Source organism: Halomonas sp. TG39a, assembly GCF_000744395.1.
Classification (GTDB): domain Bacteria; phylum Pseudomonadota; class Gammaproteobacteria; order Pseudomonadales; family Halomonadaceae; genus Vreelandella; species Vreelandella ventosae_B.
Map to the genome: position 1 here is coordinate 209,956 of NZ_JQLV01000002.1, position 24,571 is coordinate 234,526.

The 24,571-nt window shown below is 55.0% G+C and carries 23 protein-coding genes; 14 read left to right on the forward strand and 9 right to left on the reverse strand.

Features of this window, described 5'->3' with window-relative positions; translation table 11 throughout:
• Nucleotides 1–95: 95 nt before the first annotated feature.
• Nucleotides 96–2,117: an NADPH-dependent 2,4-dienoyl-CoA reductase gene (locus U738_RS19045; RefSeq protein WP_035584166.1), complete on the reverse strand. Its 2,022-nt coding sequence runs from the start codon at nucleotides 2,115–2,117 to the stop codon at nucleotides 96–98.
• Nucleotides 2,118–2,298: 181 nt separating this feature from the next.
• Between U738_RS19045 and U738_RS19050 the strand changes: the two genes are divergently transcribed.
• Entirely contained in the window at nucleotides 2,299–3,213 is a 915-nt protein-coding gene (locus U738_RS19050) for a DMT family transporter (protein ID WP_035584169.1), read from the forward strand.
• Between the two features lie 42 nt (nucleotides 3,214–3,255).
• Nucleotides 3,256–4,824: a carbon-nitrogen hydrolase family protein gene (locus U738_RS19055; protein WP_035584172.1), complete on the forward strand. Its 1,569-nt coding sequence runs from the start codon at nucleotides 3,256–3,258 to the stop codon at nucleotides 4,822–4,824.
• 140 nt (nucleotides 4,825–4,964) lie between these two features.
• Here the strand turns inward: U738_RS19055 and U738_RS19060 are convergent, their stop codons facing one another.
• From U738_RS19060 to U738_RS19075, 4 genes are all read right to left on the reverse strand, one after another.
• Complete coding sequence (locus U738_RS19060; RefSeq protein WP_022522712.1) at nucleotides 4,965–5,264, reverse strand: MGMT family protein; 300 nt, start codon at nucleotides 5,262–5,264, stop codon at nucleotides 4,965–4,967.
• A 53-nt stretch (nucleotides 5,265–5,317) separates the two neighbouring features.
• On the reverse strand, nucleotides 5,318–5,926 hold the full coding sequence (locus U738_RS19065; RefSeq protein ID WP_035584174.1) for an FMN-dependent NADH-azoreductase: 609 nt from the start codon (nucleotides 5,924–5,926) through the stop codon (nucleotides 5,318–5,320).
• Nucleotides 5,927–6,124: 198 nt separating this feature from the next.
• Nucleotides 6,125–7,573 (reverse strand): alanine/glycine:cation symporter family protein, encoded by a 1,449-nt coding sequence (locus U738_RS19070; RefSeq protein ID WP_035584176.1) that lies wholly within the window; start codon nucleotides 7,571–7,573, stop codon nucleotides 6,125–6,127.
• 104 nt (nucleotides 7,574–7,677) lie between these two features.
• The gene (locus tag U738_RS19075) at nucleotides 7,678–8,541 is read right to left on the reverse strand and encodes a LysR substrate-binding domain-containing protein (RefSeq protein ID WP_035584179.1); all 864 of its coding nucleotides are present in this window, start codon (nucleotides 8,539–8,541) and stop codon (nucleotides 7,678–7,680) included.
• A gap of 180 nt (nucleotides 8,542–8,721) precedes the next feature.
• On the opposite strand from U738_RS19075, the gene U738_RS19080 reads away from it, so the two are divergent.
• The 3 genes from U738_RS19080 to U738_RS19090 all read left to right on the forward strand — a co-directional run bounded on the left by U738_RS19080 (nucleotide 8,722) and on the right by U738_RS19090 (nucleotide 11,708).
• Nucleotides 8,722–9,897: a TauD/TfdA family dioxygenase gene (locus U738_RS19080; RefSeq protein WP_035584182.1), complete on the forward strand. Its 1,176-nt coding sequence runs from the start codon at nucleotides 8,722–8,724 to the stop codon at nucleotides 9,895–9,897.
• A 75-nt stretch (nucleotides 9,898–9,972) separates the two neighbouring features.
• Nucleotides 9,973–10,911: an ABC transporter substrate-binding protein gene (locus U738_RS19085; protein WP_035584185.1), complete on the forward strand. Its 939-nt coding sequence runs from the start codon at nucleotides 9,973–9,975 to the stop codon at nucleotides 10,909–10,911.
• A 77-nt stretch (nucleotides 10,912–10,988) separates the two neighbouring features.
• On the forward strand, nucleotides 10,989–11,708 hold the full coding sequence (locus U738_RS19090; protein WP_035584187.1) for a TVP38/TMEM64 family protein: 720 nt from the start codon (nucleotides 10,989–10,991) through the stop codon (nucleotides 11,706–11,708).
• Here U738_RS19090 and U738_RS19095 read toward each other — a convergent pair.
• Nucleotides 11,690–13,936: a glycosyltransferase gene (locus U738_RS19095; protein WP_035584189.1), complete on the reverse strand. Its 2,247-nt coding sequence runs from the start codon at nucleotides 13,934–13,936 to the stop codon at nucleotides 11,690–11,692. The genes U738_RS19090 and U738_RS19095 overlap by 19 nt on opposite strands.
• A gap of 113 nt (nucleotides 13,937–14,049) precedes the next feature.
• Nucleotides 14,050–14,478, reverse strand: a complete 429-nt coding sequence (locus U738_RS19100; RefSeq protein ID WP_035584192.1) for a secondary thiamine-phosphate synthase enzyme YjbQ — start codon at nucleotides 14,476–14,478, stop codon at nucleotides 14,050–14,052.
• Nucleotides 14,479–14,651: 173 nt separating this feature from the next.
• Here U738_RS19100 and U738_RS19105 point away from each other — a divergent pair, with 173 nt between their 5' ends.
• Nucleotides 14,652–15,188 (forward strand): lipocalin family protein, encoded by a 537-nt coding sequence (locus U738_RS19105; RefSeq protein WP_035584195.1) that lies wholly within the window; start codon nucleotides 14,652–14,654, stop codon nucleotides 15,186–15,188.
• A gap of 4 nt (nucleotides 15,189–15,192) precedes the next feature.
• Here U738_RS19105 and U738_RS19110 read toward each other — a convergent pair whose 3' ends face one another.
• A complete protein-coding gene (locus tag U738_RS19110; RefSeq protein WP_035584198.1) occupies nucleotides 15,193–16,116 on the reverse strand; it encodes a LysR family transcriptional regulator in 924 nt (307 codons plus the stop codon).
• 184 nt (nucleotides 16,117–16,300) lie between these two features.
• On the opposite strand from U738_RS19110, the gene U738_RS19115 reads away from it, so the two are divergent.
• Nucleotides 16,301–17,374, forward strand: coding sequence for a tartrate dehydrogenase (locus U738_RS19115; protein WP_035584200.1), 1,074 nt, complete (start codon nucleotides 16,301–16,303; stop codon nucleotides 17,372–17,374).
• A gap of 169 nt (nucleotides 17,375–17,543) precedes the next feature.
• Nucleotides 17,544–18,572, forward strand: coding sequence for an SMP-30/gluconolactonase/LRE family protein (locus tag U738_RS19120; protein WP_035584203.1), 1,029 nt, complete (start codon nucleotides 17,544–17,546; stop codon nucleotides 18,570–18,572).
• A gap of 112 nt (nucleotides 18,573–18,684) precedes the next feature.
• Here the strand turns inward: U738_RS19120 and wrbA are convergent, their stop codons facing one another.
• Nucleotides 18,685–19,284, reverse strand: a complete 600-nt coding sequence (wrbA, locus tag U738_RS19125) for an NAD(P)H:quinone oxidoreductase (RefSeq protein WP_035584206.1) — start codon at nucleotides 19,282–19,284, stop codon at nucleotides 18,685–18,687.
• A gap of 215 nt (nucleotides 19,285–19,499) precedes the next feature.
• On the opposite strand from wrbA, the gene U738_RS19130 reads away from it, so the two are divergent.
• The 6 genes from U738_RS19130 (at nucleotide 19,500) to U738_RS19155 (ending at nucleotide 24,528) form a co-directional block, all read left to right on the forward strand.
• Nucleotides 19,500–19,940 (forward strand): hemerythrin domain-containing protein, encoded by a 441-nt coding sequence (locus U738_RS19130; protein ID WP_035584209.1) that lies wholly within the window; start codon nucleotides 19,500–19,502, stop codon nucleotides 19,938–19,940.
• Nucleotides 19,941–20,179: 239 nt separating this feature from the next.
• Nucleotides 20,180–21,157: a succinylglutamate desuccinylase gene (locus tag U738_RS19135; protein WP_035584212.1), complete on the forward strand. Its 978-nt coding sequence runs from the start codon at nucleotides 20,180–20,182 to the stop codon at nucleotides 21,155–21,157.
• A gap of 205 nt (nucleotides 21,158–21,362) precedes the next feature.
• Nucleotides 21,363–22,133 carry an ABC transporter ATP-binding protein gene (locus U738_RS19140; protein ID WP_035584215.1) on the forward strand — a complete coding sequence of 257 codons (771 nt, stop codon included), beginning with the start codon at nucleotides 21,363–21,365 and terminating at the stop codon, nucleotides 22,131–22,133.
• 15 nt (nucleotides 22,134–22,148) lie between these two features.
• Nucleotides 22,149–22,853 carry an ABC transporter permease gene (locus tag U738_RS19145; protein ID WP_008958949.1) on the forward strand — a complete coding sequence of 235 codons (705 nt, stop codon included), beginning with the start codon at nucleotides 22,149–22,151 and terminating at the stop codon, nucleotides 22,851–22,853.
• A complete protein-coding gene (locus U738_RS19150) occupies nucleotides 22,853–23,584 on the forward strand; it encodes an ABC transporter permease (protein WP_035584218.1) in 732 nt (243 codons plus the stop codon). The genes U738_RS19145 and U738_RS19150 overlap by 1 nt, the downstream gene beginning before the upstream one ends.
• A 176-nt stretch (nucleotides 23,585–23,760) precedes the next feature.
• On the forward strand, nucleotides 23,761–24,528 hold the full coding sequence (locus U738_RS19155) for a transporter substrate-binding domain-containing protein (protein ID WP_035584221.1): 768 nt from the start codon (nucleotides 23,761–23,763) through the stop codon (nucleotides 24,526–24,528).
• The last annotated feature ends 43 nt before the right edge of the window (nucleotides 24,529–24,571 follow it).

Sequence of the window (24,571 nt, forward strand, 5' to 3'; positions counted from 1 at the left end):
ATAGGTAGATTAGTCATTTAGTCTATCGCCATTTATGGGCTAACGTCACCTGCGCTTTTAAGCGCTTCCTTATCAAGTCCCCCCTCTACTCATTTTTACAAGCTCGCGGCCAATCGAGTGCCCTGCTCAATGGCGCGTTTGGCGTCCAGTTCGCTGGCTTCATCCGCGCCGCCAATAATATGTACCGCTGTTCCTGCACGTTCCAGCGGCGCCAGCAGATCACGCACCGACTCCTGCCCGGCGCACACGACAATGCTGTCAACGGCGAGCACTTGATCGACGCCGTCGCGACGAATGTGCAGCCCCCCATCGTCGATTTTGAGGTATTCGCAGCCGGTAAGGGTTTTCACTCCGCGCTGCTTAAGCGATGCCCGGTGTACCCAACCGGTGGTTTTACCCAGATACTTGCCTGGCTTGGAGGTTTTACGCTGTAGCATGACAATTTCGCGGGGAACCACGGGCGCCGTCGGCGCTTTTAAACCGCCCCGCTCGCCGACTGCTAAATCAACGCCCCACTCGTCGCACCATTCGGCAATGTCCAACGCTGGATGGCCTTGGTGCGCCAGCAGTTCCGACACATCAAAACCAATACCTCCTGCGCCAATCACCGCTACTTTACGCCCAACCCGCCCAGGGGATTCAATCGCCTCGGCGTAGCTCAGCACTTTACCGTGGTCGTGACCTGGAAGATTGAGCTCCCGGGGCTGAACGCCGGTGGCCATAACCACCTCATCGAAATCGGCAAGCGCTTCTGCAGTGGCGGTGGTATTCAAACGTACCTCTACCGCATATTTCTCCAGCATTACCCGGTAGTAGCGCAAGGTTTCATTAAACTCCTCTTTACCGGGAATCTTACGCGCATAGTTGAACTGCCCGCCTAGCTCGCTGCGCCGTTCAAACAGCACTACGTTGTGCCCACGGCTGGCCGCCGTCACTGCAGTGGCTAGCCCAGCAGGGCCACCGCCCACTACGGCCACCCGTTTGGGTGTTTGTGTAGGCTCAATGGTCAGTTCGGTTTCGTGGCAGGCCCTGGGATTAACCAAGCAAGACGTCAGCTTTCCGGCAAAGGTGTGATCAAGGCAGGCCTGGTTACAGGCAATGCAGGTATTGATCTCTTCCGCCAGACCCTCCTCGGCTTTGCGAACCCAGGCGGGGTCGGCCAGAAAAGGTCGCGCCATGGAGACCATATCAGCGTGACCTGCCGCCAGTACGCGCTCGGCCACTTCGGGCATATTGATGCGATTGGTGGTGATCAGCGGAATCGATAGCGCCGATTTGATGCGCTTAGTCACTTCAGTAAAGGCAGCCCGGGGCACGCTGGTCACAATGGTCGGCACCCGAGCTTCGTGCCAGCCGATGCCGGTATTGATGACATTCGCCCCGGCAGCCTCGACCGCTTGGCCCAGCGTAACGACCTCTTCCCAAGTGCTGCCCTCTTCCACCAGATCAATCATCGAAAGGCGGAAGATAATCACAAAACGCTCGCCCACCGCCGCGCGGACCCGACGGACAATCTCGACAGCAAAGCGCATACGGTTCTCAAAGGCCCCGCCCCACTCATCGTCACGCTGGTTGGTCCGCTGGCAGATAAACTGATTGATCAGGTAGCCTTCTGATCCCATGATTTCTACACCATCGTAACCCGCCTGTTGAGCAAGCTTGGCACAGCGAACATAGTCGGCGATTTGCTGCTCGACTTCATCGCTGCTCAGCGCCCGAGGCATAAAGGGGTTGATAGGCGCTTGAATGGCCGAAGGTGCAACCAAGTCCGGCGAGTAAGCGTAACGCCCGGCGTGGAGAATCTGCATACATAGGTGGCCGCCCTCCGCATGCACCGCATCAACGACCCCTCGGTGTTCTGGCAACTGCGCTTCGTTCACAAGCGCGTTGGCTCCCTGGAACACCGCACCCTCTGGATTAGGCGCGATACCGCCGGTGACGATCAGGCTAACCCCTTCCCGCGCCCGCTCAGCATAAAAAGCTGCTAAGCGTTCAAAGCCATTGGGTGCTTCTTCCAAGTTAGTGTGCATTGAGCCCATTAAAACGCGGTTGGGCAGCGTTAAATGGCCAATAGTCAGCGGGCGGAACAGATGCGGATAGGCGGGCGCACGGGTCATCACGGGTCTCCTTGATATTATTAGTAGCACGGTTAAAGCATATTCAAACAAGCGTATGACATACTCGCCGCAACGTACAGACCTTTACCTACCTGAATATTGCCAGATTTGCCGAGCTACCCTCTTGCCCAGCGTGCGAATCCGCGTCACATTACCCGGCTAACGATAAGGAACCGTTGCTATGCCCTTGATGTATTTTTTGCCGCCGCTCGCCACCGTGCTTATCTGGTCGGGCAATATGACCATTAACCAGCTTAGCGTAGGCGCCATCGCGCCAAGCAGCATTGCTTTTCTACGCTGGCTGCTCGCCCTGGCGGTGATGACCCCATTTGTGCTGCCCGCCGTGTTACGCCACCGCGACGAAATCCGTCGCCAGTGGCCTAAGCTTGCGCTATTGGGCTTGCTCGGCATGGGCCTATGGCAAGGGCTGGCCTATGTGGCGGCAGAAACAACCACCGCTACCAATATGGGCATTCTCGCCGCCATGGTGCCGTTGCTCACCGTGCTGCTTAGCGCGCTGATTCTTCGCGAGCCCCCCTCCTTAGGCGGCGTTTTAGGCGGCGTGCTGGCCTTCGTAGGCGTTACCGTACTGCTGGGGCGCGGCAATCCCTTCTCTTTGTTGCAACTGCAGGTCGCCTTTGGCGATGCGCTAATGGTCGTGGCGGCTACTTGTTATGCGCTGTATGGGGTGATGCTTAAACGCTGGTCGATGAACTTACCGCCCTGGGTGATGCTCTACGCTCAGGTCTGTTTTGCGGTGCTGTTCCTGCTCCCTCCCTATTTGATGGGGCCAATGACGCCTATTGATAGCCAAAACATCGGGCTGATTGTTTATGCGGGCATCCCCGCTTCTGTCATCACCACTTTTCTATGGATGCGCGCAGTACGTCAAATTGGCGCCAACCAGTCGAGTATTTTTATCAACTTAATGCCGCTGTTTAGCGCGCTGATAGCGATGGCATTCTTGGGCGAACAGGTGGCGGGGTTCCACATTACCGGGGGACTGCTGATCCTGGCCGGGGTGATCATGGCGCAAACGCTGACACGTCCGTTAACACGCGGTTTAACCTCGGATAAGCCGAGCAGCGCCCGATAATGCTAGAATGGCTGTCGATTTCTAACGCTGGGAAGCCCTGATATGTCCCTGGAAGAACTGCATCTTAATCTGCGCAACCTAATGAGCGATGACTACGATCAGCTCAAGACATTGATGGACGCCGTCTATCACGATATCGGCGGGTCATGGCCGAAGCACACCATCGACAAATTAATTCAGGAATTTCCCGACGGCCAAATTGCCATTGAAGACGACGGCCTTCTGGTGGGCGTAGCGCTCACCGTGCAGGTGGATTACGACGAATTCTCCAACCCGCATAAGTACGATGACCTGATCGGCCATCGCGAGATCATCCTCAACGACGAGGATGGCGACGCCATGTACGGGCTGGATGTGCTGATTCACCCGGATTACCGGGGCTATCGCCTGGGCCGCCGCCTTTACGAAGCACGTAAAGAGCTGTGCCGCTCAATGAACCTGCGGGCGATCCTTGCCGGTGGGCGTATTCCTGAGTACCACCAGCACGCCGATGAGCTCACGCCTGCTCAATACATCGATAAAGTCTCCCGCAAAGAGATCTACGATCCGATTCTGTCTTTCCAGCAGGCCAACGACTTTCAGGTAAAACGCCTACTGCGCAAATACCTGCCGGAAGATGAGCAGTCTCGCGGTTACGCCACCTTGCTTGAGTGGAATAACATTCTGTTTGAGCCCGCGGCCAGCGTGCTCGACAACAAACCGACTCAGGTGCGAGTGGGTGCGGTGCAGTGGCAGATGCGTGAGTTCTCATCGGTAGAAGCCGCGCTACAGCAGATCGAATACTTCGTCGACGCGCTCTCCGACTACCAAAGTGACTTCGCCGTTTTCCCAGAGCTGTTTAACGCGCCGTTGATGGGCCTGCAAGACCGTGCTGCCCAGCAAGATCAAATGGGCGCGATTCGCTTTTTGGCCGGTTTCACCGAACGTTTTAAGACTGAACTGTCGCGTATGGCGGTCTCCTACAATATCAATATTGTCGGCGGCTCGATGATTGAAGTGGGCGACGATGATCGCCTCTACAACATCGCCTACCTGTTCCACCGCGACGGCACCGTTGAGCGCCAAGCCAAGCTGCACATTACCCCCCAAGAGCGCCGCGACTGGGTGATCGAGGGCGGCGATGAGCTGCAGGTGTTTGATACCGACGCAGGCCGCGTAGGCATCCTGATCTGCTACGACGTTGAGTTCCCAGAACTTGGCCGTCTGCTGGCCGACCAGGATATGGACATTCTGTTTGTGCCCTTCTGGACCGACACCAAAAACGGTTACCTGCGGGTGCGCCACTGCAGTCAGGCGCGGGCGATTGAGAACGAGTGCTACGTGGTACTCTGCGGCAGCGTCGGCAACCTGCCCTCGATTGAAAACCTGGATATCCAGTACGCCCAATCAGCGGTGTTCTCGCCGTCGGACTTCGCCTTCCCCCATGATGCGGTACTGGCGGAAACCACGCCCAACACCGAGATGATCTTCTTCTCGGATCTGGATCTAACCCGCCTAACGGTGGTACGAGCCGAAGGTTCGGTGACCAACCTTAAAGACCGCCGCAAGGATCTGTTTGACCTACGCTGGCGTGACTGGTCGTGGAAATCGGGGGCTAATTTGGAGGATTGAATCGTGAATCGTGAATCGTGAATCGTGAATCGTGAATCGTGAATCGTGAATCGTGAGAAGGCTCACCAACGTAATTCATAAATACAACAACGCCGCCCAAATTGGGCGGCGTTGTTGTTTCTAAAAGCGTTTTATATAGTTTAATCAGGCCAGACGAGGTGCGCTGGCACTCGACCTTTGGCATCGAACAACACCCCCTCATCGCGCAATTTGCGGTGCTGGCGTTCTGCGCCGCCGTGATCGGCAAGCTTCAAAGAGGAGGCAATCACGCGGTGCCAGGGCAACTGGTGGCCATCCGGCAGGTGGCGCATCGCCGAACCCACCATGCGCGGCGTGGCGCCTTCGGTCATGGCGGCAATGCGACCATAGGTGGTCACACGCCCAGGCGGAATTTGATCGACAATGGTGTAGATCTGTTCAAGTAATTCCGGCCGAGCCATGTGATTATCCTTCTATGCTTTGAGATATGCCTTGAGAGCGCTTCTAAACGCGCTTAAAGCCCCTCAACCAATTGATCGATCGCTTGAAAAGCTTCTTTTATTGCAGCTTCGCGCTGCTGCTCACCCAAATTCAGGCCTTCAGCATAGACCACGTCTACCTCTTTAATTCCCATCAGCCCTAGCATGGCTTTCAGGTGGGGTGTTTGGCTGTCAAATTCAGTTCCCGCGTACTGTCCACCCCGCGCTGCCAGAATAATCGCTCGCTTGCCTTCTACCAACCCTTGCGGGCCGTTTTCGGTATAGCGGAACGTTTCACCGGCACGCAGTACACGGTCAAACCACGCCTTCAGCTGTGAAGGAATACCCAGGTTGTACATCGGTACCGCAAAGACCAGCACATCATTGGCGCTTAGCTCAGCCAGCAGTTCGTCCGAACGCGCGGCTAACGCCTGCTGCTCAGCGGTACGCTCTGCGTCCACCACTTGCCAAGCCCCCAATTCGCTAATATCCAGGTGAGGGAGCGAGGTTTTCACCACGTCACGCTGAGTAACGTTTACATTGTTGCGGGCGCTCGCCTGCTCGATAAAGCGATTAGCCAACGCAATGGATTGGCCGTTCTCAGCCAGAATAGAAGAGGTAATTACCAGGGCACGGGTCGTCATTGAAAGCTCCAAAAAGTATAGGGAAGGATTGGAAGCTATTCTACGGCGCTTTCCAATATGCAAAAGCGCAACGTTTTCCGACTTGTATTCGATTAAATCGAATCATGTGACGGCCAATAAAAAAGCCCCGCGACGCAAAATGCGAAGCAGGGCACAGCCAGTGTATAAAATGGCTCTACCTCGTTTACTTAAGCTCGATTACTTCTTGGGCCAGGCCTTGGGATCAACTTTATTAACCAGCTTGGGAAAAAGGCTGGGATCAAACACAGGCTCTTTGCCCGCTTTCAACTGCGCTTCGTAGTCGCGGAAGAGTGCGAAAGCTACTGGCGAGAGAAGCAGAATAGCGACAAGGTTAATAATCGCCATCATCCCCATGGAAAGGTCGGCGAAGTTCCAAATCGCCCCCAGGCTTGCCACCGAGCCAATCATAATCATCGCCAGCACCGCTAAGCGGTAAATAAACACGGCAACCGGGGCGCGGCGCCCGGCCAGATACTCAATGTTGGACTCACCGTAGGAGTAGTTGGCAATCACCGAGGTAAACGCAAACAGCAGAATCGCCACCGCGATAAACATACCGCCCCAATCGCCCACATGGCTGGAAAGCGCCATTTGGGTCAACTGAATGCCGTTGTTCTCATCGCCCGCCATCAGCTCCGGCCCCGCCATAATGATGATCGCCGCCGTGGCTGTGCAAATCACCAGCGTATCCAGAAACACCCCGAGCATCTGAATAAAGCCCTGGGCAGCAGGATGATCTGGCCGCGTAGAGGCCGTTGCCGCGGCATTGGGCGCCGAGCCCATACCCGCTTCATTTGAAAACAGCCCGCGCTGAATACCGTTCATAATCGCCTGGGATACCGCGTAGCCTACTGCCCCACCGGCCGCCTGCTCAAAGCCAAAAGCACTGCGCACAATGGTCATGATCGCTGCGGGCAAGTCACTGATATTCAACCCCACTACCACCAGCGCCAGAATTAAGTAGAGCAGCGCCATGAGCGGAACCACCAGTTCAGCCACCTTGGCAATCGACTTCAAACCGCCAAAGATGATCGGCGCCACAATGACCATCAAGACTATCCCCATGGCCCAGGTGGGAATAGCGAACGCCTGTTCCATGGCCTGGGCGATAGAGTTGGCCTGAACGCTGTTAAACGCCAACCCAAAGGCAATAATCAAACAGATAGAGAACAGCACAGCCAGCCAGCGCAAGCCCAAACCACGCTCAATATAACGCGCCGGGCCGCCGCGGAAAGTGTTGTCGCCGTGGTCGGTTTTATACGCCTGGGCCAGGGTGGACTCCACAAAGCTGGTCGCCATCCCAACCATTGCGGTCATCCACATCCAGAAAATGGCCCCAGGGCCACCAAAATAAATAGCCACCGCGACACCCGCCAGGTTACCGGTGCCTACCCGGGCCGCCAGACTTGTTGAGAGCGCTTGAAACGAAGAGATACCGCCGTTTGATTGGCGTGAGCTACGCAGCAGCTTAAACATATGGCCGAAATAGCGCAGCTGAATACCGCGGGTCATCACTGTGAAATAGAGGCCTGCACCAATCAGCAGGTAAATCAGCACGCTGCCCCAGAGCAAGCCGTTGCCGCGATCCACCAGCGATGTCAGCAAAGGAGGAAGGGTAAAGTCCATGAAAATCACGCCTTTTTAAACAATGAAGGCGCATCATTCTTCACGGCTGCACCAAAATGGCAAGAAAATTGGCAAAAAGACCTTAAAACAACAATAACCACTTATCATATTGAATCGCAAAGCCACTGCCACACCAGCGCGGCTTCGTCGCTAACGTGGCGTCGGCTAGGGCGCACCAGCCAGAAGCGTTCATCGCTGGGCACACTCAGCTCAAAAGGTGCCACCAAATCGCTACGCTGCTCCATTAAGCGTCGATGAGTTAACGCAACGCCACCGCCCTGACTAGCAAGCGCCAGCGTCATCACCTGGTTATCGCACGTGAGCGACCAGCACTGCGCTTCCAGATGAGCAACTCCCGCTTCCTGCAGCCACCCCGGCCACCCCACGCCAAACCCCACGGCGTGTAGCAGCGTATGCCCAGCCAAATCGCTTGGCGCGGTTAGCGTCTCAGCTAGGGCTTGCGAGCAAACAGGCAGTAATTGCTCTTCGCCTAGCGGCTGCATTTCGATGCCCGTCCACTCCCCTTTGCCATAGCGAATCTCAATATCCGCCCCTTCGGGGCCAAAGTCATCGGGCCAGATAGCGCTTACCAGACGAATCGCCACTTGGGGGTGAGCGCGATGGAAAGCCATTAAGCGCGGCGCCAGCCAAGACTGCTGAATCGCCGGCGTGGCACGCAGCGTCACCGGCTGCTCTGTCGTACTACCGAATACTTCCAAGGTGCCTTCGCTGATACGCACAAAGGCATCGTGAATGCTCGGCAGCCAGGCTTGCCCGGCGGGGGTGAGGGTTAAGCTGCGCGCATGGCGTACAAACAGCTTCTGCCCCACGCGGTCTTCCAGCAAGCGAACACGCTGACTAATCGCTGCCTGAGTGACGCCCAACTCATTTCCCGCGGCGGTAAAACTCAACGTACGCGCCGCAGATTCAAAGGCTTGTAGCCATAGCAATGGCGGCAACTGGCTCATGGAAAAGAGACCTATAAGTAAAATGACATCTTAGGGGTCAGATTAATCGTTTGTCACTGCCGCGGCTACTCCCCATCCTAGATAGCACTTACGTACACCTTTTATGTAAAGCCCTTTAAGCAAAGCCCTTACATCCATACTGCTGGGGCACTGCCGCTATGGGAGTTACCTGGAGTTATCATGAATAGCGCGTTACAAACCTCACCAACGGCACCCCATTCACCTGAAATGGGCGAACTAAGCCCTTACCAATCAGGCCCGGCACTCACCCACGCGACGCTGACTCAAAAGGGGATGGCACTGGAGTGGCAAGACGGTCAGCAAACCACCCTGCCCCTGCTCTGGCTGCGCGACCACTGCGCCTGCCCGGCCTGCCGTCATCCGCAGACCCGCGAACGGCTCTACTTGCCTCTTGATCCCATCACTGAGCCGCCCAGCGTTGCGCTGACGGAGGGCCACTTACACCTTACCTGGCAGGATGGTCACGTCAGCGCCTTTCATAGCGGCTGGCTATACCAGCGCCGCCCAGAAACCGCGCTTACTTCAGCCGTTCCAAAAGTCGCGCCATGGGAAGATAACTTTGCTCCCGAGCGCATTCGCCATAGCGACTTTTTAACCCCTGAAGGCGAGAAAGCTTGGCTCACTGCCATGCTGCGGGACGGGCTGGCATTGATGACCGATGGCCCCCTGGTGGAAGAGGAAGTGAGCCGTTTAGCCGAGCGTATTGGCCCCCTGCGTGCCACCAACTTTGGTGCCCGCTTTGACGTGCGCTCCAAACCCAACCCCAATAACGCGGCCTATACCGCCGTGGGGCTGCCGCTGCACATCGATCTGCCCAACTGGCGCCAACCGCCGGATATCCAGTTGCTCTACTGCCTGCAAAACGGCGCCACTGGTGGCGAGTCGTTGTTTGCCGATGGTGCGCGTGTGGTCGAGGCCTTGCGCCAGCAAGACCCGGCAGCGCTCGCGATTCTTAGCGAAACGCCCATCGACTTTCGCTTTCAGGATGAAACCCACGATATTTCCATGCGGGCACCGGTGATCACCCTGGATAGCGCGGGTAACCTGGTCGAAATGCGCTTAAACAACTGGATTCGCGATGCGCTTCACCTGCCGGTAGAGCAGATGGAGGCCTGGTACAGCGCCTACGCTCTGTTGTGGAAACTGTTTCACAGCGAAGCCCACCAGCTAGAGTTCACCCTTCTCCCAGGTCAGATGGTCGCCTTTGATAACCGCCGGGTACTGCATGGACGGCGCGAGTTCGACCCCAACAGTGGCGCCCGCCATTTGCAGGGCACCTATTTAGACCGCGATATGCTGGCTTCACGCCTTCGCGTGCTAGCCCGCAACGAGTAACGCGGCATTCATTTATTTAACAACAACCGCTATCCGACAAAAACTGTCGACTATAAAACCAAGCAAGGAGATCTTATGACACACCCCAAACCTCTCGCCTCGGGCATTGCCCTCGCCACCACCGCTCTATTTGCCTCGGCTGCCCAGGCTGATGATCAAACTCTCGATTTTGGCGTGCCTGCTTGGCCCGGCATTACCGTCAAGACCGCCATCGCCGAACAGTTATTGAACCCACTGGGCTACGAGACCAGCACCCAGGAAATCGGCCTGCAAGTGATTTACCAGGGTATAGAAAGCGGCGACATCGACGCCTTTCTAGGGGCTTGGTTGCCTGCCCAGCGTGAGATGTTCGATCCCCGTAAGGAGTCGGGTGTACTGATTGACGTGGCGAATAACGTCGATGGTGCACAAATGACCCTGGCGGTGCCGGAATATCTGTATGAGAGCGGTATTCAAAGTTTTGCTGATCTGGATGAAAATCGCGAACAGTTCGACGGCGAGATCTATGGCTTTGGTGCAGGCTCCGCCGCCAGCGAGATTCTCCACAATGCCATTGATAACGACACTTGGGGCCTAGGCGACTGGCAGATCGTCGATACCAGTGAAGTAGGCATGCTTTCCGCTGCACGTGATGCCATTTCCCGTGAGGAACCGATTGTCTGGGTAGGCTGGACGCCCCACTGGATGAACCTTGAACTGCCCATGCGCTACCTGGAAGACCCCGAAGACCTGTTCGGTGAGAATAATGGTGAAAGCGATGTGCTGACGCTGCTGCGCAGTGATTATGCTGAAGCCAACCCCAATGTGGTGACCTTCTTTGAGCAGTTCACCTTCTCCGCCGAAGAGCAGAGCTGGATGATTCAAGCCTTTGGCCAGGAAGAGCAGGACCTAGCGGATGTGGCCGAGCAGTGGATCAATGAGCACCCAGAGCGTATCGAAGCCATGCTGGCCGACGTTACCACCACCGACGGCGACCCTGCTTGGCCGATCATAGAAGCCCAGCTCAACAACTAACGCTTGGTGTAAAAGCATCTTCATCCCATCGGACGGCTAGCGTATGCTAGCGCTTTTTTGCGCCGATGGGAGTGGGCATGTCGCGAACATTAAGCAAGGGCGTTGGCCTGCTGGTAGCGATCGTGCTGCTAGGTTTTATGTGGAACCTCCTGCAGCGCTACGACCTGCTGAGCTATGACCTACTGAACCAGGCGCGCATTAGCGAGCTGATGGGTTACATTCGCCAGTGGCGAACCGCGCCCTGGATGTTTGCCGCGGTGATGGTCACTTACGCCAGCGCCCTACTGGTAATGTTTCCGCTTAGCTTACTGGTGGTGGTCACAGGCTTACTGTTTGGCCCGATATGGGGGCTGGCATACGCCACGCTAGGCACATTGACCTCGTCGGTTGTGTCTTACTGGGTAGGTCACTGGTTAGGCCGTGAGGCGCTGATGCGTTATGGCGGCCGACATCTACGCGGTTTATCCGGCTATCTATCCAAGCGCGGCATTCGAACCATGACGGTGATTAACCTGCTGCCGCTCGCCCCGTTCACGCTCACCAACATGCTGGCGGGCGCTTTCCACCTTAAGTTTCGCGACTATATGATCGGCTCCACTCTGGGTATCGTGCCGGGGCTGGCGGCAGTGATTCTACTTGGTAGCCAACTAGGTGCACTATTCACCGCCGCGTCGGCCAAAGAGCTCATTCTAGCGGCTGTCGGGCTTGCGGCCGGGGTTGGCCTGTTAATAGGCCTTAGACGTTATGCCAATCAGCGCCAAGCATCAAAAAAGCAGACTCACCGTGAGGGTGAGTGATGCTTGGCCAGCACTTCGGCGTAGAAGTTAGCCACCGCTGAAGCAAAGTTGGCGATATCAAACTCTTCGGCAAAGTGGCTGGCCTGCTTGCCCAACTGCTGGCGTAGCTCTGCGTTATCTTTTAACTCCACCACTTTCTGCCCCCACGCCTGGCGATTTTGCGGTGTTTTGAAGCCGTTGACTCCCTGGCGTACCACGTCATCAATACCGCTGGAACGCACCGCCACCACGGGCAGTCCCGCTGACATCGCCTCAAGGATCACCATGCCCTGGGTTTCAGAGGTGGAGGCAAACACAAACAGATCGCCAAGATGGTAATAAAGCGCCATGCGCTCCGGAGGCACAGCCCCCACCAGGGAGACCTGTGAAGTTAACGTTAAGGTATCGATTTGAGTTTGTATCGCCTCGCGATCTGGCCCATCACCAATCAGCAGCAAATGAAAATCCTCGTGCCCCTGAGACCGAAGCTCGGCGAGGGATTCCAGCATAAAACCGATATTTTTCTCTTTGCTAATCCGCGAAACGCTGATCAATATTTTGCCTGAAGCGCTAACACCTAATTGCTCGCGCAACGCGTCAAGCTCACTCTCATCAACTTGAGAGAAACGCTCGACATCAATGCCCGTAGGCTGCACCAGTGTAGGGGTTTTAACCCCAATCATGCGCAGATACTCTTCTGCCGAATAGGTCGGCACAATTACCCCCTGGCAGCGGTTAGAAAAGCGTTTGATCAGGTAATGCGAGATCAGATTACGAAACAGCGCGCCAGGCAACGGCACAAAGTGGGCATAGTGCTCTAGGCGGGTATGGTAGGTGTAAACCACCGGCACCTTAAGCCGACGGCCCATAAACAGCCCCATGGAACCCAGCCAAAACGGATGATGAACGTGAATAAGATCAGGCTTGAAGACCCTCAGGCAGCGCCGAAACCGCGCGCTAAACGGGTTGGTTAGCCGGAACTCGCGCTTCTGACCAAACGCCATCAGCGTAGGTATGCGCTTTATTGCGCTATCGTCCTGCCACGCTTCTCGATAGCGCGGTACGAACAGCTGAATGGAGTGCCCTAAGGCGCGTAGGCCATTGCGCAAGCGATCCACCGATACCGACACCCCGGAAACAAACGGGAAATAGTTATTGGAGACCATCGCCACGCGCAGTGATTTATCCAGGAAAGGCGTTGGATCAATATCAAAATCGGGATAGTAATCACGATCTTCAAAAATCAGCCGATGCAAACGCAGGGCGAGTAGCGTGAGTACACCTACAATCAGCAAAAACCGCGTGTAGCTAACGTAGAAAAATGCATAAAGCGTCGACCAGACGCTGGTGACCATACGCCACCAGCCGGGGCTATCCACGTTCAATCGCACTGGGGCAATGGCGACATTGTCGCCTGCTACATCGACGATAACATAGTGATGGAAGCTGCTATCGGCATCGATCAGAATACCGCCCGCTCCGCCGGTTGTGACGTAATCCACACCGTTAACCGTCTGCTGGGAGAAGAGGGTTAGGTTAGCGGAGAACACCGTATCAACCCCATGCTCTTCCGCCAGCGCCATAATGCCATCCGCCAGTCGCGGATCATTGAGATAATTGTCCGCTTCAAACAGCGGTGCGTCGCTCACCACATTGTGCAGCGGCAGGCCAACAAACAAAAACTTATGCTGCGCTTCAGAGGCCGCCAGTTCCCGGGATAACCAGTCAAGCTGCCAAGAGGTGGATGACTTTCCGGTACCGTCCAGAAAGATAAAGTGGCTGTTGCCCGCGACAAAGGAGTAAAAGTGCGGGCCAAAGTATTCATAAAACAGGTAGCTACCAAAATCACTGTCTTCATTTTCGCCGTAGGTGAGCAGGTAAGGCACATTAAGCAGCTCCAGACTCCGGTAGATCGCCTGATAGCTCTCCTGCTGCCCCCCATTCACGGCATTCCCCGCCGAAATCAGAAAGTCGATACCGCCCTGGTTAATCAGCGGCACAATCTCATCTTGAAACACGCTCACGGAGTTATTGATATTGCCGACCACCGCAAAGCGGTAGTCGCTTCGCTCCGCTAATACCTCACGAATATTAGCTACTTCCAGGGTATGCACCGATTCAAACTTAGGCTCTGCCACGTACAGCCAGATTTGGTGGGCAATCAGCCCAACCACCAGAGCGAGATTAAGATAGAAGAACAGCCGCAACCAGCGCTGGCGGGAGAGGCGAAGAAAGGAGCGTCGTGGCATTTAAAAGCGCTTTTCAAGGATGAAAATGGAGATATATAACCGCCACACTGGCGGTCTAAGCCTAAAAAAAGCCTTTACTATACAGCAACGCTGCATAGAGTTGGCGTCTCGGGTTAACGAGCGTCACACCCGTTTAGCGTGGCCAGTAACCGTCGCGGCCCAGCTTGATTACGGTGTTCACCCAACCATAATCCCTGCCAGGTTCCTAAGGCCAAACGGCCATCCCGCACCGCCAGTGTAAGCTGTGTCCCCAGCAAGCTGGCAATCACATGGGCTGGCATATCGTCAGGGCCCTCCAAGGTATGGCGGAAATAGGCTAAATCTTCGGGCACCAGCCTGCGCAGAAAAGCATCTAAATCGTGGCGCACATCCGGGTCGGTGTTTTCGTTCAGCGTTAGCGAGGCGGAGGTGTGCATCAGCTGTAAATGCAACATGCCAATATGGCAGTCGTTTACGCACGGTAGTGCCATGGCCACTTCATCGGTAATAAGATGAAAACCGCGCGACAGCTCGGGAAAATGGATTTCTTGTTGGCACCACATAAACACTCCTTTGTGGGTTATGTAAACAGAGACACTTCATCACCAGCGTGCCCTTCTTGTATGGCAAAATAACCGCTAATAGCACTAACCATAGTCGATTGCCCATATAGTTCATCGCATATAGTTCTTTACATATAGCCCTTCACATATAGTTCACCGCCAAGGAGCGCGTTATGAAACACCTGCTAGGAAGCAGCGTCGTCAGCATGGCCTTACTCACGGGTTGCACCGGCATACCCGATGGTACGCAGCCAGTTTCGGGCTTTGAGCTAGACCGCTACCTCGGCCAGTGGTTCGAAATTGCCCGTTTGGATCACTCCTTTGAACGCGGCCTGGATTGCGTGACCGCGACTTATAGCCTGCGCGATGACGACGGCGTGCGGGTAATCAACCGTGGCTACAATATTGAAAATCAAGAATGGGATGAAGCCGAAGGCCGCGCCTACTTTATTGATGAAGAGAGTGTCGGACGTTTGAAAGTCAGCTTTTTCGGCCCCTTCTACGGCGGCTATAACGTCCTTGAATTGGACGATGAATACCAATGGGCGCTTGTGGCTGGCCCTAACCGCGACTACCTCTGGATACTTTCGCGCACGCCGGAGATGGATAGCGCGACTGAGACCCGCCTGCGCGAGAGGGCAGCTGAACTAGACTTCCCCACCGACGAACTAATCGACGTTACCCAAGGTGAAGGGTGTCCTGCCCAATAGCCCCTTAACTCTCGGGCATTGCCGATACCCGCCCGGCAATCTCGCGCTGGACATAGTCAATAAAGGCGCGCAGCCGGGCGGGCACATGGCGGCGCTGCTCGTACACCGCGTAAAAATCCGCCCGCACTCCCTGCCAGCCCGGTAGCAGTTCAACTAACGCACCGCTGGCAAGGTGTTCGTTTACATCCCACCAGGAGCGCAGCATGACCCCATGCCCATCCAAGGCCAAGCGAGTGATCACCTCGCCGTCATTGCTTGCCAAGCGACCATTCACCTTCACCGATTGCAGCTTTGTCCGCTGATCGCAGGGCTCAAAGCGCCACAGTGGAAAATCACTATCGTTCTCGCGAATCACTAAGCATGCGTGCTGCTGCAAATCTACCGGCGTGTGGATAGGTAATGCCTGAGCAATATAAGCAGGCGACGCGCAGAGGACCCGTCGATTGGCCAAAATACGCCGAGCTACCAAACGCGACTCCGGTGGTTCGCCAATACGAATGCCTATATCGAAACCGTGATCGCTAAGATTAAGCGGGAAATTGGTCAGCTCTAACCACCCTTCCACCTCAGGGTGCTCGGCACAAAAGCGCGACAGCAACGGTGCGATATGGCGACGGCCAAAACCAAAGGTGGCGTTAACCCGCAACCGACCGCTCAGCGCCTGATCAGCCCCCTCTCCCAGTGCGTTTTCCAGCTCCTCCAGCTCATCTAAAATCAGCGCGCCACGGGCCAGATAACGCTCGCCTTCAGCGGTTAGCGTCAATCGCCGCGTGGTGCGAGCCGCCAGCTCTACCCCCAGGCGTGCCTCCAACTGTTTTAGCCGCTTGCTCACCGCTGAGAGCGACAGCCCCAGCTCACGGGCGGTCGCCGTTAAACTCCCCGCCCGAGCTAAGTGCTGAAAAAACGCCAAATCATCCAGGTGCGCCATATCGCTCCTCAGCCATTCTGCACTTTCACGCAATAATAACTTGAATAGTAGCCTGATTATCTCCGCCAAAATAGCCGCTACACTCTATTTACGACTCACAACTCACGACTCACGACTCACGACTCACGACTCACGACTCACGACTCACAAGCATAAAAAGCAACTAACAAGATAAGGAACCACTATGACCCACCGTATTGCCATTATCGCCGGTGACGGCATCGGCACCGAAGTTATGCCCGAAGGCATTCGCGCCCTTGAAGCGACCGCCAAGCGTTTTAAGATTGACCTTGAGTTCACCACCTTTGAATTTGGTAGCTGCGATTACTACCTGGAACACGGCAAAATGCTGCCGGATGACTGGTTTGAGCAGTTAAAAGGCTTCGATGCACTGTTTTATGGCGCGGTGGGCTGGCCCGATAAAGTGCCCGACCATATTTCCCTGTGGGGCTCACTACTGCAGTTCCGCCGTCGCTTTGACCAGTACATCAACCTGCGCCCCTGCAAACTGATGCCGGGGATCAAAAGCCCGCTGGCAGGCCGCGAACCCGGGGATATCGATTTTTACGTGGTGCGTGAGAACACCGAAGGCGAGTACTCAAGCGTTGGCGGCAAAATGTTTGAAGGCACCGAACGTGAAGTGGTTATTCAAGACACGGTCATGACCCGCACTGGCGTTGACCGCGTATTGAAGTACGCCTTTGAGCTGGCCCAGACCCGCCCGCGCAAGAAGCTTACCTCCGCGACCAAATCCAACGGTATCTCCATCACTATGCCTTATTGGGATGAGCGGGTGGTCGAAATGGCCAAGGGCTACCCAGAAATCGCGGTGGATAAATTCCATATCGATATTCTTACCGCCAACTTTGTGCTTCACCCTGACTGGTTCGACGTAGTGGTAGGCAGCAACTTGTTCGGCGATATCCTCTCGGATTTAGGCCCCGCCTGTACCGGCACTATCGGTATTGCGCCTTCGGCGAATATCAACCCAGAAGGCCACTTCCCCAGCCTGTTTGAGCCGGTGCATGGCAGTGCGCCAGATATCGCGGGCAAGGGCATCGCCAACCCTATTGGCCAGATTTGGTCAGGCGCGATGATGCTGGAGCATCTTGGCTATAAAGAAGCCGGTGATGCGATGGTTACTGCCATTGAAGCAGTGTTAAGTGAGGGTAACGCCAATGTACTTACCCGGGATGTAGGCGGGCAAGGCACCACGGAAAGCCTAGGCAAGGCGATTGCCAACACGATTTTGCGCTAACTGCTAAGCCTCCTGCCATTGGCTGCCCGGAGAACTGCTGCCGGGCAGCCAATGTGCGATTTTTAACCACATATGTTCTACATTTTCCTGAGAGTGGCTGAAAATCCCGTTCTGTCCGCTCGTTGCACGTCAACACTCAACGTTAACAAACAACAATCAGGAAAATGCTATGAAACTTGGACGCCGTCAGTTCCTTTCGGCAACGGCCGCGCTGGCCGCTGTTGGCACATCGCCTCAGCTTTTTGCTTTGCAGACCTCACAAGGCCCTACCCCGGATAGATACCCAATTGATGCCTGGAAGGTCGAAGATCCTCGCTTTAGTGATTATATGATTTTCAATAGCCCACTGGAGCGCCACTGGAGCGGAGGACTGTGGACAGAGGGGCCAGCATGGAACGCCATAGGTCGTTATGTCGTGTTCAGCGATATACCCCGTGCCAAGCAGATGCGCTGGGACGAATCCACTGGCCAAGTCAGCGTTTTAAGAGACAATGTCGGGCACTCCAACGGCAACACCTTCGATCATCAGGGTCGGTTAATCGCTTGCGAACACTACCCTTCACGCGTTTTACGCTACGAGTGGGATGGCAGCACCACGGTGCTGGCCGAGCGTTATCAAGGCAAGCCACTCAATGCACCCAATGATGTGGTTGCCCTGCCGTCAGGTGGCGTGATTTTTACCGATCCTGGCTATGGCGCTCACTTCGACTACGAGGGCAAAAAACGCGACCTGGAGCTCGAAACCGCGATCTATTACGTCGATGACAGCCTTGATGAGCCCATCATGCTGACTGATGATATCCGCAAGCCAAACGGTATTGTGCTAACACCCGATGGCGAAGGGTTCTATGCCAGCGATAGCGCTCCCACTCACTTCGACGAGCCCGCGCAGATCCTACGCTGGACACTGGGCGAAGATGGCCGCAGCGTGAGCGACCGGCAGGTGATTGTCACCAGCGAGGATACCATTTTCGACGGTATGACCTGCGACGTAGATGGCAATATCTGGTCAAGTGCCAATGGTGGCGAGGGCATTGATGGCGTGGTGGTCTTCTCACCGGAAGGCACCCTGCTGGGGCGGGTGTTGCTGCCCGAAGTCTGCTCGAATGTGTGTTTTGCTGGCAAGGGTCGCAATCGGCTATTTATGACGGCCAGCCAATCTGTCTACACAATTTATACGGCTACACGTGGCGCGTAGCCAGTGGCTGTAACGCCAATAAAAAAGCCTCGCTGGATTTCTCCAGCGAGGCTTTTTAGATTACGAGCTATACGAGTTAAGCACTCGATACTTTACTGACCGAAATGCTCAATTAGCTAGCCAGTTTAGCCGCCGTTTTGGCCACTAACTCGCCTTGGAAACGGGCAATTTTCAGTTCGCGCTCGTCGGGCTGACGCGAACCGTCACCACCAGCGAGGGTCGCTGCACCGTAGGGTGTGCCGCCGCTTACCTTAGAAATATCAAACTGCTCTTCGATACCGTAACCAATCGGCACAATAATCATGCCGTGGTGGGCAAGTGTGGTCCAGGTAGAGGTAATAGTCATTTCATCGCCACCGCCGGTACCAGTAGAGGTGAACACACTGGCGACTTTGCCACGCAGGGCGCCATTTGCCCAAAGCCCACCGGTCTGATCCAGGAAGGTGCGCATCTGACCGGCCATGTTACCAAAGCGGGTGGGCGTACCGAAGATGACCGCATCGTAATCGGCAAGCTCTTGGGGCGTGGCTTCTGGCGTATCGTAGTCCTGCTTGCCTCCCGCGTTTTTAAACGCCTCGTCAGGCATTGTTTCCGGCACGCGCTTGACGGTGACTTCGACACCACTAACGCCTTTTGCACCTTCGGCCACGGCTTGGGCCAGCGTATCGATATGACCATACATGGAATAATAGAGTACCAGTACCTTCGTCATTACTATCTCCTTCCCTTAGTCATTGACTCATTAGTCTTGCAGCGGGCGTCGCCCAGTAATAAGTAGTGCCAACAACATAGCGCACTCAAGAATAGAAAAAAGCGAATGTTTTCGTCCGTGGGCGTCGATTTCATCGACGAACGCCACCTTGCACTTTATGCCATCCACCACTAGCTTTTGACTTGTCTATCGCAAACGTATCCAAGGAGTCTGGAATGACGATTTTTGAAGCCCTGCGCAAGGATCACGATATTCAGCGCGACCTGCTTGCCCGCTTAGTTGAGACACATGGAGACAGCGGCGAGCGCGATAACCTTTACCAGCAGGTGCGTGCCGAATTGCACTATCACGCTGCCGCCGAAGAACGGGCGCTCTATATTCCCATGATGTCGATTGATCTGACCCAGGAAAAAGCCCGTCATAGCGTTGCTGAACACCATGAGATTGATGAACTTTTAGAGCTTCTTGATGAAACCGACTACAGCGCTACGCATTGGCTAACCCACGCTAAGCAGCTCCAGCATTTAGTCACTCATCACTTGGATGAAGAGGAGCACGAGGTTTTTCAATTGGCTGGGCGTGGATTGCAAGAGCAACAAAAAACGTCGCTTGCCAGCGAGTATCAAGAAGAAATGCAGCGCCAGCGTTCTGCGTAACCAGCATTTTACGTAAATTACTAAGCAAATTGAGAAAAAGCGCTCATGCATCCCATGGGCGCTTTTTTGATTAAAGCAGCTGTTAGAATCCAACTTGCTGCATGAATACGCTTTTTCACGAATAAGCTAGGCTTTTACACGCGAACGACCTACTGGCTTGTGACAAACGTTAAGCATGGTAATGCTAGGCTCACTTTTAAACTGACAAAGATACTGTCAACAGATGCTAAGGAGCGACAATGCTAGGCCAATGGCTCGACTGGTCGCTTGACGGGCAGCCCCCCGCCGCCAGCCAAGGCGTTTTCGCAAGCGGCAGCTACTGTTTGCATGCGCCGGGCATTTTGGAACTCACTCCCCACACCGCCAGTCAGGACGCACGCGCGTGCATTTTTTCAGCAGCCATCCACGGCAATGAAACCGCGCCCGTTGAATTGGTAGGAGAATGGCTAAGCGGCTTAGAAGCAGGCAGCATAAAGCTCGGCGCGCCCGTCCTGGTGATTTTAGGCAATCTACCCGCGCTTAAGGCACAGCAGCGTTTTGTTACTACCAATTTAAACCGGCTATTTAGCCGCGAATTACGCGCCGAAGGTGAAGAGCCAGATCGCGCCCGGGCATTAATGGCCGCTGTGGATGGTTTTTATGCGCGTCATTCCGGGCTACCCAAACTGCATTACGACCTACACACCGCGATTCGGGATAGCCGCTACACCCGTTTCGTTGTAGAACCCTTTGCCGAGGCCCACACAGACGCCGAGCAGTGGGGCTGGCTAGCAGCGGCGGACATGCAGGCGGTGCTGCACCAACATCAGCACAGCTGGACGTTCTCTCACTACAGCAAGCACTATCACGCCGCCCAGGCATTTACCTTTGAACTGGGCCGCGTCGCCCCTTTCGGTCAAAACGACATGGCCTCCCTAAAGCCTATGCGTGTGCTGCTCGCGGCGCTTAGTGAAGGACGCTCCCCGCCCAGTCAGCCAGCCGCAGAAATTCTGTTTTTTCAGGTGCATCACGAGTTAATTCGTCAATCCGATGACTTCCAGCTCTGTTTTGCCGAGAACACGGCGAACTTTAGCCGCTTTGAGCCTGGCACCCTGCTGGCGCAGGATGGTAAGGCAGGTGATTTTCGGGTGGGCGATACGCCACTTTACGTGGTGTTCCCCAACGCCCAGGTGGAAGTGGGCGCCCGTGCCGCGCTACTGGTGGCGCCAATCGCTTAGACTCCCAGGCAGGCAATCTAGCTAAGACAATAACAATGGTAAGGCGATAACAGGCCCCTTGGCGTCGATACGACCAACGTCGAGTGCATAATGTTATAAGGAAAGCGCGCATAATGCGCCCAGCCTGATAGAATCGCCCCTTTTTTCGCGCCAGCCGCATCAAACCCACATGTTGCTGCGGCAACTCTGTACTGGAGCCAATGATATGGCCGCTACGCCTACTCCCCTTGAAGTGCGTAATATTAAAAAACGCTTTGGCGATACGGAAGTTCTGAAAGGTCTCTCACTGCAAGCCCAAAAGGGCGATGTGATTACCCTGATAGGTGCCTCTGGATCGGGTAAAAGTACTTTTTTGCGCTGTATGAACCTGCTTGAGCAGCCCGACGATGGCGACCTCATTGTTCATGGCGACCCCATTCGCTTTAAAACCACTAAGCATGGCCGCGAACCGGAAGACTGGAAGCAGGTAGTACAAATGCGCGCCAAGCTCTCCATGGTGTTCCAGAGCTTTAACCTTTGGGCTCATATGACACTGTTGGAAAATATCATCGAAGCACCGATACACGTGCTGAAAAAACCCAAAAAAGAAGCCCTGGAGCACGCCCATGCCCTGCTCGATCGCGTCGGCTTAACGGCACGCGCCAACGCCTATCCTGCGCAGATGTCCGGTGGCCAACAGCAGCGTGGAGCAATTGCTCGCGCGCTGGCAATGGATCCGGAAGTAATGCTGTTTGACGAACCCACCTCTGCCCTTGATCCGGAATTGGTTGGCGATGTATTGAAAGTCATGCACGACCTCGCTGAAGAGGGCCGCACGATGGTGGTGGTGACCCACGAGATGGGCTTTGCCCGTGATGTCTCCAGCCAAGTCATCTATCTTCACGAAGGCTTAGTGGAAGAGGCGGGACCGCCGGCTGACGTACTGGACAATCCGCAATCACCGCGCCTGCAGCAATTTCTGGCTCCCAAATACTGATCCGCGAGGCTGACCATGATTGATCTACAAGGGTATGGCCCCCGGCTGATTGAGGGGGCAGGCGTCACCATCCAATTAGCGGTGTTGTCGCTGATTTTAGCGATTATTTTAGGGCTACTGACCGCCAGCGCGAAGATGTCGCGCAACTGGTTAGCACATCGTCTTGCCACGCTTTACACCACACTTATTCGCGGTGTGCCCGACCTCGTGTTGATGATGCTGTTTTTTTTCGGCGGTCAAATTGGCGTCAACATGATCACCGACTGGCTTTACTACTCCTTCGATATCGATATTTTTATCAATATCAATGCCTTCGTTGCGGGCGTTGTCACCATTGGGCTAATCTTCGGGGCCTATATGGGGGAAACCTTTCGCGGCGCTTTTATGGCGGTCGATAACGGGCAAATCGAAGCAGGTAAAGCCTATGGCATGAGCGATGGGTTGGTTTTTCGTCGCGTCCGTTTTCCGCAGATGATGCGCCATGCGCTGCCCGGCCTTTCCAACAACTGGATGGTATTGCTCAAAACCACCGCACTGGTCTCGGTCATCGGGCTTTCTGATATGGTGCGTGTCGCCTCAGAAGCCTCTAAAGCGACGCGCGAACCTTTCACCTTCATGATTATTGTTGCGCTTATCTATCTGCTCATCGCCAGCGTTTCGGAGTGGATCTTTGCTCGTCTGCAAAAACGCTACAACATTGGCTATGGGGAGGCAGACTAATGACCGCTTTCATGACATGGCTCGAAAATCAGCTTGCCGAGAACAGTATTTTCACGCTGCAAACGCTTTCCTACTATGGCGATGGGCTGGCCACCACGGTGCAGCTGGTATTTTTATCGCTGGTCATTGGTTTAATTGCGGCGGTTCCCCTTGCCATTGGGCGTGGTTCAAAACATGCCTGGATTAAGTGGCCTATTTTTGTCTACACCTATGTCTTTCGTGGCACACCACTACTCATCCAGCTCTACTTGATTTATTACGGCGTGGTATTTGTGGAAGGTATCCAAGAAACCTGGTTATGGGTGATACTTGAAGAACCGTTCGTTCCAGCCCTCATTGCATTTACCCTCAACACCGCCGCCTATACGACCGAGATTTTTCGCGGCGCGATTAAGTCTACCTCGAAAGGTGAAATTGAAGCGGCTCGAGCCTACGGCATGTCGCCCCAGCAGACCATGCGGCGCATTATTATCCCCAGCGCTTTTCGTCGCGCCCTGCCGGCCTACGGCAACGAAGTTATATTCATGCTACACGCCAGCGCTATTGCCAGCGTGGTGACGATTATGGACCTGACCGGCGCGGCGCGCTTTGTCTATGCGCGTTTTTATGCACCTTTTGACGCATTCTTGTTTGTGGCGGCGATATACCTGTGTTTAACCTTCACTATCCTGTATTTCTTTCGTTATCTAGAGAAAAAGCTGCTCGCCCATCTGCAGCCACAGAACTCCTAGTGTGAAACAAACGTTGGTTTACGCATCATCAAGCGCTTTTCGTCAACGCCGAGTTAGGATAAGTTAACAATGATCATCGCAAAGCAACCTGTGATTAACGTGGTCAACGCCCTATAGGCAACGCCACCATTACGCGGCGGTTGCTTAGATGAACTCTGCTTCCAAGGAGATACATAATGAAAAAACTGCTGTCTGTCTCACTGCTAGGCTTAGCCGTTGCAGCAAGCGCCGCCCAGGCGCAAGAAGACCAAGTACGTATCGGGGTTGATGTGCCTTACGAGCCGATGGAATACCGCACGCCGGATGGCGAGCTGACCGGCTTTGATATCGACCTGGGCAACGCCCTCTGCGAGCGTATCGGCGTTGAATGTGAATGGGTGGTACAGGGCTGGGACGGCATTATCCCAGGTCTCATGGCCCGCAAATACGACGCTATTATGTCCTCCATGACGATCAATGATGACCGTCGCGAGCAAGTGCTGTTCTCTGACCCCTACATCACCCCGCCGTCCGCTTGGTTTGCCCCTGAAGGCACCGACCTTGATGCAACCAATGAAGAATCACTCGCCGGCATGACCATCGGCGTTCAGCGCGGTACTCTGCAGGATAACTACGTCACCGACATGTACGGCGATGTCGCCGACATCAACCGCTACTCTACCGCCGACGACATGGTGCTGGACATGGAATCCGAGCGTTTGGACATCCTGTTCCTCGACTACCCGGTCGGTAAGTCAACGCTACTGGATAGCGAAGAAGGCAACTACGTTGTTGTCGGCGAGATGCTCACCGAACCTAAAGAATATTTTGGTGATGGCTTTGGTATCGCCTTCCGTCAACGCGACGAAGCACTCGCCGAGCAGTTCAACGAAGCCCTGGCTGAAGTGCAAGAAGACGGTACTTACGACGAGATCTACAACCGTTATTTCGGCGGGCAAGAGTAAGCTTCACAGCAAGCCTTAATATCCATCACCCCGGCAATTGCCG